Source organism: Raoultella sp. T31 (assembly GCF_002806725.1).
GTDB lineage: Bacteria > Pseudomonadota > Gammaproteobacteria > Enterobacterales > Enterobacteriaceae > Klebsiella > Klebsiella electrica.
This window is the reverse complement of record NZ_PIBO01000019.1, coordinates 78,748-87,350: the sequence shown is the minus strand read 5'-3', so window position 1 is coordinate 87,350 and position 8,603 is coordinate 78,748. Positions and strand designations below refer to the sequence as shown.

The window sequence follows — 8,603 nt, the reverse complement described above, 5'->3', positions numbered from 1 at the left end:
TGTCTTGCGATTGATAAGCCATAAGTCGTCTCCGTTACACCTTTTCCACGTTCACAAGGAAAGCTTTGTATTCCGGAGTTTGCGAATTCGCATCGCCCACTGAAGGCGTCAGCGTGTTCGCCAGGAACCCTTTCCGGGTCGCCCCCTCAAAACCCCAGTGACAGGGAATACCGATCGTATTGACCGTACGCCCATCGATGGTCAGCGTTTGCAGACGTTTCGTCACCACCGCTTTGGCCTTGATAAAACCGCGTTTCGAGACGATTTTGACTATGTCGCCGCTCAAAATACCTTTCTCTTTAGCCAGATTTTCGCCGATTTCAATAAACTGCTCCGGCTGGGCGATGGCGTTCAGACGCGCATGCTTGGTCCAGTGACGGAACAGTTCGGTGATCGAATAGGTGGTCGCTACATACGGGAACTCATCCGCATGACCCATATTCGCCAGATCATCGCTAAAGATCCGCGCCACCGGGCTGGAGACTACCTTCGGGTGGAGAGGGTTAGTACCAATCGGCGACTCTATCGGCTCATAGTGCTCAGGGAAGGGGCCATCGTTCATTTTGTTCAGGGAGAACAAACGGCCCACCCCTTCAGGGTTCATGATGAACGGCCCGACGTTGCTGTCCGGTACCGCCAGGCTATAGTCGGCGACATCCATTCCCGCCCAGCGTTTACCGTCCCAGTGCAGCAGCGCGCGCTGCGGATCCCAGGGTTTACCCGCCGGATCGGCGGATGCGCGGTTATACAGGATGCGGCGGTTAGCCGGCCAGGACCAGGCCCAGCCGGGCGTACAGCCCAGCCCGTAAGGATCGCTATTATCACGATTCGCCATCTGGTTGCCCTGTTCAGTCCAGCAGCCGCAATAGACCCAGCAGTAGCTGCTGGTGGAACCATCATCCTTCAATTGCGCAAAGCTGCTGAGCTGCTGGCCTTTTTTGACGATAACCTGGCCCTGGTCATCAACAATATCGCGCAGCGCTTTACCATTGGCCTCACGGGCCACCTCTTCCGGCTGCGGGTCAAGGGGATCGTGATAATCCCACGACATATTCAGCACCGGCGCCGGGTTGGCGCCGCCTTCCTGCCGATAAAGATCGCGCAGGCGCATAAACAGGCGGCCGAGAATTTTGCCGTCGTGGAGCGCTTCGCCCGGCGGTTCAGCCGCCGCCCAGTGCCACTGCAGCCAGCGGCCCGAGTTGGCAATCGAGCCGTTCTCTTCGGCGAAACAGGAGGATGGCAGACGGAAGACTTCGGTCTGGATATCTTCAGGACGAACGTCGTTCATCTCACCGTGGTTCTGCCAGAAGTTCGACGACTCTGTCACCAGCGGGTCAATCACCACCAGGTACTTGAGCTTCGCCAGCGCGCGGGAAGATTTGTTCTTATCAGGAAACGCCGCCAGTGGGTTAAAGCCCTGGACAATATAGCCATTGATTTTTCCCTGCGTCATCAGCTCGGCCTGAGTCATCACATCGTATAGCCGGTCCCATTTCGGCAGCCAGTCATAGCCCCAGTTATTCTCCGCTGTTGCCGAATCGCCCCAGAAACTCTTCATCATGCTGACGAAAAATTACGGCGTATTTTGCCAGTAGTTAACTTCACCCGCGCCTAAGGCCGCAGGGGTGATTTGCGCAATATAGGTTTGATAATCCGGCTGTTTTTCCGATGGTAACGGCATATACCCCGGCAGATTGGTGGAGAGTAGCCCCAGGTCGGTATAGCCCTGAATATTGGAGTGCCCGCGCAGCGCGTTAATCCCGCCGCCGGCCATGCCGATATTGCCCAGCAGCAGTTGCAGCATCGCCGCGGCACGGATGGTTTGCGCGCCCGCCGTATGGTGGGTCCAGCCGAGGGCATATAAGATAGTGGCGGTGCGATTCGCCACGCTGGTGCTGGCCAGAAGCTGACAAATGCGCAGGAAATCGTCGATCGACGTTCCGCACAGGCGGTTGACCATTTCCGGGGTGTAGCGCTCGACATGCTGCCGCATCAGATTCCAGACGCAGCGCGGGTGGCGATAGGTTTCATCGCGCATGGCGAAACCGTTCTCATCCAGCTCGTAGTTCCAGCTGGTTTTATCGTACTGCCGTTGTTCAGGATCAAAACCGCTGAACAGCCCGGCATCGAAAGCATAATCTTCGCGCACGATCATGCTGGCGTTGGTGTAGTGGCGCACGTACTCATGCTGCACCCGATCGTGCGCGATCAGATAGCGAATGACGCCAAGCAGGAAGGCGCTGTCGGAACCGGCGCGGATCGGCGCGTACAGATCGGCTACCGCCGCGCTGCGGTTAAAACGCGGATCCACGACGATGACCGTCGCATTATTTTTAATTTTGGCTTCGATAACCCATTTAAAGCCAACCGGATGTGCTTCCGCCGCGTTGCCGCCCATAATCAGCACAACGTTGGCGTTTTTGATATCCACCCAGTTGTTGGTCATCGCCCCGCGGCCAAAGGTCGGCGCCAGCGCCGAGACCGTCGGGCCATGGCAAAGACGCGCCTGGCAGTCAATCGACACCATCCCCAAGGCGCGGGTAAATTTGCCGTCGAGGATCCCGGTTTCATTACTCGCCGCCGAAGAGCACAGCATGCCGGTGGTCAACCAACGGTTCACGGTGACGCCCTGGGCATTCTTTTCGATAAAGTGGGCGTCGCGGTCGTCTTTCATTAACCTCGCGATGCGATTAATCGCCTCATCCCAACTGATGCGCGTCCATTTATCCGCCCCCGGCGCCCGATATTCCGGATAGCGCAAGCGGCTGTCGCTATGGATATAGTCCAGCACTCCGGCGCCTTTCGGGCATAAAGAACCGCGGCTCACCGGATGATCGGGATCGCCTTCAATGTGGTAAATACTTTCACGTACGTTCTTCGCGTTATCCCCGAGGCTATACATGATGATGCCGCAACCCACCGAGCAGTAGGTGCAGTTATTACGGGTTTCTTTGGATTTTAATAGCTTATATTGACGCGTCTCGGCGTTAGCGGAAAACGCAGGAAGAAAACCAAGCGATGCTACGGTTGTCCCTGCCATCCCACCCACGCAGATGCGAAAGAACTGCCTGCGACTGAGCTCCATTGTATCTCCAGCTTAAACTTAAGACAGGAAAGGGTGCAGCGATTATAAGGTTATTTTGCAGGGCTGCGCCAGAAAACCGGCGTATTAATGCTGTGACCGCGAGCACAGCTAAGCTCATCCGGGGCCTTTTGCGGTGGCGGCGTTTTCAAAAACGAGTGGGAAGGCTGTTCCCCTCGATGACGAGGGGAAGAGGGAAATTAATCCAGGCTAAACGGATCGGCATCCTGCCAGGCGGGGAATTTTTCGCGATACTCGTTGAGCGCGGTGAGCGACAGTTCCGCATCGAGGCGCGTGGCCTGGTGAGGTTCCGCCGTTGCCAGAATCTCCCCCTGAGGGCTGATAATGCGGCTGTCTCCCCGGTAGTGGTGGCCATTTCCATCGGTACCGACCCGATTGCAGCCGGCGACGTAAGCCTGGTTTTCAATGGCCCGGGCGACCAGCAGCGACTGCCAGTGCAGCGAACGCGGCGCCGGCCAGTTGGCCACGTACAGCGCTAAATCGTAGTCGTTATGGTTGCGTGACCAGACCGGGAAGCGCAGGTCGTAGCAAACCAGCGGCAGGATCCGCCAGCCGCGCCACTCGAAAACGACCCGTTCATTGCCCGCCGTATAATGATGATGCTCTTCGGCCATCCGGAACAGGTGCCGCTTATCATAAAAATGGGTTTTACCGCCGGGCTCCACCAGCAGGAAGCGGTTAACCGGGCCGCGTTCGGTTTGTAGCGCAGCGCTCCCCGCAATCAAGGCATTGGTCTGCACCGCTTTCGCCAGCATCCAGTCAATGACCTCTTCCTGCGGCAGCGACTGTTTCGCGGCTTCCATCGCGAAGCCGGTGGTAAACATTTCCGGCAAAACAATCAGATCGCGCCCGCTGACACCTTCCAGCTGGCGATCGAAATGGCGCAGGTTGGCGGGACCGTCCATCCACACCAGCGGTTGTTGCAATAGCGTAATTTTCAGGCCAGGCACAGTGGTGAACTCCATTATCATTAGGCGGTTATAGTTACTTTAACACCATATCAGTCTCTGGATAGTCAGCGGAATATTTTGTTAAAGAAATGCTAATTCTGGAAACGATTTGTGCGGGGAAGGGGTTGCCAGAGGCAAAGGGGGAGGCAAGCCGCAAAGACGGGTTGGGGCGGATTGACTCACGCGGCTTTTTTTAGTTCTACGATGGTGCCCCGTAAACCCGGGCCCGCGAGGGGAGTTTAAGGGGCACTGCGTGAGGCATGGCGCGTGGCTTAAAGCGCCATGCTGGCCAACAGAATGAAGATCAGGCCGCAAAGAGATAGCATTGTTGACATTAACGTCCAGGACAGTAAGGTTTCCTTGATGGTCAGGCCGAAGAAATCCTTTATCATCCAGAAGCTTGCATCATTGACATGCGAGCAAATGCAGGAGCCTGCGCCCGTCGCCAGAGTAATTAAGGCCAGGTTTGTATTTGGGTGTGCAGACAGCAAAGGGATCACCAGGCCGGCGGTGGAGATAGCGGCAACCGTTGCGGAGCCGAGACAAATCCGCAGAAAGGCCGCCACTCCCCACGCCATCAGAATGGGGTTGATATCCGTGCCTGCCACCAGCGTCGAAATATACTGGCCGACGCCAGAATCAATCAGCACCTGTTTGAATGCGCCGCCGCCGCCGATAATCAATAACAGACCGGCAATACCCGCAATCGCTTTCCCGCAGGAGTCCATCAGTTCCGGAATCGTTTTGCCTCTCCCGAGCCCCATGGCCCAAATGGCGAACAGCAGCGAAATCAGCATCGCGATCGTCGAGTTTCCTAAAAACAGGAACACGGAATAGAGCATACCGGGGTCGCCTGCGTCTTTTGGCCGGACCATTTGCATAATGGTGACCAGCGCCATCAGGATAACTGGCAGCATGGCAGTCAGAAAACTTATCCCAAACCCCGGCATTTCGCTTTCGCTAAAACTCTTTGTTGCCCCAAGGGACGCAATATTGCCTTCTTTGGCAAAGGCCTCCGGGATCAGCCGTTGGCATACTTTATTCAGCAGTGGGCCACAGAGAATAAAGGTTGGAATGCCCACGATGATGCCATAAATCAGCACGACACCAACATCTGCGCCATATTCTCTGGCGATGACGGTAGGGCCGGGATGCGGCGGCAGAAAACCGTGCGCCACTAACAAACCCGACAGCATTGGTACGCACATATACATCGGTGATATTTTGGCTTCCCTGGCGATGGCGAATAAAATCGGTACCAGCAGGATTAAACCAACTTCGAAAAATAGCGCAATACCGACAATAAATGCCGAAGTCACTACCGCCCAGTCCAGTCTTTTGACACCAAAATAGTTTAGCATGGTCAACGCAATACGCTGCGCGCCGCCGGCATCGGATAATAATCGTCCGAGCATTACGCCAAAACCGAATATCAAGCCGATATGACCCAGCGTGCCGCCTAGTCCGGATTCGACAGACACAACGACCTTATTCAGGTCCATGCCGCTGGCAATAGCTACGGCCAATGAAACAATAATTAATGAAACAAAAGTATTGAGTTTTATTTTTATGGTTAAAAGCAGGAGTACAGCGATACCTGCCACAACAATTAATAGTGGCATAACGTCCTCTCATTAATAATATTAAATAGTTTTAATTATTCCTTCAGGATTTTTTCATATGCTGGTGCAGTGCTGCGCTAATTTTATGAACGTCGTAGATGCAGCCACGCCAGGTTCCGCCGCTTACTGCCTGGAGCATCGCCCAGAGTTGGGTATCATCTGGTAAATCAGGATCGGGCATTAAATCAGGATGGCTGCTTCTGCCATTTAATATAATAGTCGCCTCCTCGCGTGAGGGGAGAGTCTGAGCGTTAGCGAGACCCAGAAAATTGACCTCTCCCTGGAGTTGTTTGCAGTCGATTTTAATTTCGATGAGATCCCCGCTGCGTAATTTCCCGATGGCACCGCCGGCCAGTGCTTCCGGCCCAACGTGACCAATACAGGCGCCGGTGGAAACACCGGAGAATCGGGCGTCGGTAATAAGAGAAACATGTTTCCCATAGGATAAATGCTTCAACGCGCTGGTCACCTGATAAGTTTCCTCCATCCCGGTGCCGGACGGCCCTGCGCCGATAATAACCAGAATATCGCCCGCTTTAATTTTGTCGTGTTTGATATCATAAATGGCGGTTTTCTCCGAGAGGTACACTTTCGCCACGCCCTGATGATAATAAATACCTTCTTCATTAATGACCGAGGGATCGATGGCCGTGGATTTTATGACCGAACCCTCCGGAGCGATATTTCCGACCGGGAAGGTCATCGTGGAGGTTAACCCGCGTTTTTGCGCCTGTTGCGCAGACATGATGACCTCCTGGGGATCAACCTGCTCCTGGCTGAGCAGCAGGTTTTTAAATATCTGCCGACGCTCGGAGCACTGCCACCAGTCGAGATTTTCTCCTAGCGTACTGCCCGTTACGGTCATGACATCCTCATGCAGAAGACCCAACTGGCGCAGATGCAGCATCACTTCAGGTACGCCGCCAGCCATAAAGGCCCGTATGGTTGGGTGATAAACCGGGCCATTGGGCAGTACGCTGACCAGGCGCGGCACCTGTTTATTTATGCGTATCCAGTCCTCCACCGTCGGAATATGGCAGCCTGCCTGATGGGCAATCGCCGGAATGTGCAGCAGGAGATTGGTGGAGCCGCCGAATGCCGCGTGGACCATCATGGCGTTTTCAATCGCGCGATCGGTGAGGATATCCTTCGTCGTGATGCCCTTCTGGCTCAGCAGCAGCGCGGCCCGCGCTGATGCCCTGGCGATCTCCGTCCAGACCGGTTCACCTGAAGGCGCCAGCGCAGAATGAGGAATCGCGAGGCCGAGGCCTTCAGCGACGACCTGCGAGGTGCCTGCGGTTCCGAGGAACTGGCAGCCGCCACCCGACGACGCGCAGGCCTGGCAGCCCGCCCGACGAGCGTCCTGCAGCGATAATTCGCCGTTGGCAAAACGCGCGCCGATAGTCTGCACCTTGCCGTTATCTTCGCCATGTAAAGCCGGCAGCGTGGCCCCGCCGGGGATCAATACCGTCGCTTTATCATGCTGCGATGCCAGCGCCATCATGGTCGCGGGCAGCCCTTTATCGCAGGTTGCCACGCCAATCACCGCTTTGGCTCCCGGCAGGGAACGGATCAGGCGGCGCATCACCATAGAGGCATCATTGCGATAAGGTAATGAATCGAACATGCCGGTGGTGCCCTGCGTGCGTCCGTCACAGGGATCGGAGACATACACCGCATAAGGCAGGGCGTGATGGTTTTTGATGACCTCCGCTGCCGCTTTCATCTGGATGTCCAGCTCGTAATGTCCCTGATGAAGCGCCAGCGCGACGGGTTTGCCGTCCTGCCCGCGCAGCCCGCCCAGCGTGCTAAGCAGCAGGATACCGTCCTGATTCAATTCATCCGGCGACCAGCCCATCCCGGCATTCATGGTCATGCCAAAAATATCGCCGCTAGGGCGATTGATTAGCATATCCCCGGTCAGCGGCAGTTCGCCCTGCGGACCCGGCGCGTGGGTTCTGACGCGGTAAATGTCCGGGTTATCACCAGCAAAAATATCGTCAATAGACATCGAATGCCTCCTCATGATGTTAAAATGCCCTGTGCGGCCAGCAGCTCACGAACCCGCGCTTTCGCCTCTTCCGACGCCTCCAGAATCGGCGGCAGGCAATAGGTATTCACCCGCAGCCCCACACACTGCATGGCATATTTGATCAGGGAGACAAACGGTGTTTCCAGTGAGTAGATAGCCGGTAGCTGCAGCAATTTTTTATTCAGCGTCGCCGCGGTCGCGAGATCGCCATCTTGCCAGGCGCGAAAAATGCCGACAGACAGTTCCGGCGCGAAGTTTGCGCTGGCGGTAATGGCGCCATCCCCGCCCAGCAGCAGGTTATTGAGTAAATGGTCGTCGAAGCCGCAGAACACGGAGAAATCGGGGCGCACGGCTTTGACGGTGTTAATCATCGCCCGCAGGTGGCCGACGCTGTCGATTGTGTCTTTAATCCCGACGATATTTTCATTTTGCAGCGCCAGCCGTTTGACGATATCGGGGGTGAGATCCTGGCCGGTAAGGTCCGGGAAGTTATAAACGATAGCTGGCAGGCGGACGCTGCTGGCGATGCGGTGGTAATAGTCGTCAAGATTGCTGGCGGCAACTTTCCAGTAATAGGGGTTAATAATCACGATGCCGTCCGCGCCGCTGGTTTCGGCGTGTTTTGCCAGTTCGACCGCTTCGTCAGTGGAGGGGGAGCCTACGCCAATTAATACCGGAACGCGCCCGCCAACCGCCGCGATTGCTGCCTCGGCGAAGTCCATCCTTTGTCCGGCGTTCATCTGACTGAATTCACCGCCGGTTCCCAGATAAAACAAACCGTCGACACCTTTCTTAATAAGAAAATCGGCGACGTCTGCTAAGGCTATTTTATCAATGTTACCGTTGTCATCGAACGTCGTGGAGACCGGTGGAATAATTCCCCTGATTTTTTTCAT

The 8,603-nt window shown here is 55.6% G+C and carries 4 protein-coding genes and 1 pseudogene; all 5 read right to left on the bottom strand.

What is annotated here, in order from left to right:
* Positions 1-34 precede the first annotated feature (34 nt).
* The 5 genes and pseudogenes from fdnG to CWM52_RS14605 all read right to left on the bottom strand — a co-directional run bounded on the left by fdnG (position 35) and on the right by CWM52_RS14605 (position 8,603).
* A pseudogene (fdnG, locus tag CWM52_RS14625) lies at positions 35-3,085 on the bottom strand (formate dehydrogenase-N subunit alpha).
* 197 nt (positions 3,086-3,282) lie between these two features.
* Positions 3,283-4,053 (bottom strand): amidohydrolase, encoded by a 771-nt coding sequence (locus CWM52_RS14620; protein WP_100684764.1) that lies wholly within the window; start codon positions 4,051-4,053, stop codon positions 3,283-3,285.
* 272 nt (positions 4,054-4,325) lie between these two features.
* Positions 4,326-5,675: a GntP family permease gene (locus tag CWM52_RS14615; protein ID WP_100684762.1), complete on the bottom strand. Its 1,350-nt coding sequence runs from the start codon at positions 5,673-5,675 to the stop codon at positions 4,326-4,328.
* Between the two features lie 43 nt (positions 5,676-5,718).
* Complete coding sequence (locus CWM52_RS14610; RefSeq protein ID WP_100684761.1) at positions 5,719-7,686, bottom strand: YjhG/YagF family D-xylonate dehydratase; 1,968 nt, start codon at positions 7,684-7,686, stop codon at positions 5,719-5,721.
* A gap of 11 nt (positions 7,687-7,697) precedes the next feature.
* Positions 7,698-8,603, bottom strand: coding sequence for a dihydrodipicolinate synthase family protein (locus CWM52_RS14605; protein ID WP_100684760.1), 906 nt, complete (start codon positions 8,601-8,603; stop codon positions 7,698-7,700).